The organism is Collinsella sp. AF08-23 (genome assembly GCF_003479805.1).
Classification (GTDB): domain Bacteria; phylum Actinomycetota; class Coriobacteriia; order Coriobacteriales; family Coriobacteriaceae; genus Collinsella.
The window spans coordinates 1-1,165 of record NZ_QUHV01000024.1 but is presented as its reverse complement, the minus strand read 5'-3'; the positions used below and the strand labels follow the sequence as shown (position 1 = coordinate 1,165).

At 68.6% G+C, this 1,165-nt stretch carries 1 protein-coding gene; it reads left to right on the top strand.

Annotation, left to right across the window (positions count from 1 at the left end; genetic code table 11):
- Positions 1-289: 289 nt before the first annotated feature.
- Positions 290-1,165, top strand: an 876-nt coding sequence (locus tag DWV48_RS09075; RefSeq protein ID WP_118654471.1) for a transposase, incomplete at its 3' end; no start/stop codon positions are given.

Here is a 1,165-nt window from a genome sequence, read left to right as displayed (position 1 = left end):
CCCATTACAGTCTGAAATAGGCCATCGATAAATTTCGATGGCGAGCATTCGGCGCATTGCCTACGATACGGGCAAGCCCCGAGGGGCCGCCGATCGGGCGCCTCCGGATGGCCGTCTGCCCCTGCCCCGTAGAGGGCCCGGGGGGTGTTGCCACCGGGGGCGCTCGCCGCTCCGGACGACTGATAGGAAACTGCCGGGCGCAAGCGCCACGGCCAGGTAATGTGGGTGTCGCGGGGAGGGGTTCCGATCGGCCTACCGATTGGAGGATACCACCGTGGCACCAATTAGAATGCCGGAAGCCGTCATCGGGCTCGATGTCGGGAAATCGTCCCACTGGGCATGCGTCGCGACTCGAGATGGCGAGGTGCTGTTGAGCGCCCCCGTCGCGAACAGGGAGGACGACCTGGACTCGCTGTTCGGCCGCTTCCCCGATGCGCTCGTGGTCGTCGACCAGTCGCGCAACATAGGCGCCCTCGCGCTCGCCCGCGCCAGGGCGGCCGGGATGTCGGCGGCGTACCTGCCGGGACTCGCGGCGCACGGGGCCGCCAGGCTCTTCGCCGGCGACGCCAAGACCGACGAGCGAGACGCGATGGTCATCGCGAAGACGGCGCTTGGCATCCCCGACGCGCTCCTGCCGGTCGGAGACCCAGGTCCGACGATTGCGGCGGCGAGGGCGCTGGCCGCCCAGAGGAACTTCCTGACCTGCGAGAACACTAGGAATAAGAACCGGCTGCGCAGCATCCTGCTGGAATCGTGCCCCGCCTTCGAGGCGCTGGTCGACCTGTCCGACGGGCCCCAGCTGAGGCTCATGGCATCCCTCGGCGGGGCCTGGTCGGTAGCCGACGCCGGGCCCCGCAGGGCGGCGGCGCTCACGCGTGGGGCGGCGCGCGGTAAGATCGAGGCCCTCGTCCGCTCGACAACCTCCTCGACAAGGCCGGATGCGTCGGTCGTCGCCGCCGAGGACCGGGCGGTGAAACTGCTCGCGCGCAGGATATCCGAGAACTCGGCGGAGATCGAGGCGATCACGGCGGAGATCTCCGCCCTGCTCGAAGGCGACGATACCTACCGATGCCTCCTGACGGTGCCGGGCATCGGGCCCAAAACCGCTTCCGAGCTTGCGATCTCCATCGACATCGAAGACTTCCCCAGTCACGACAGGCTCGCG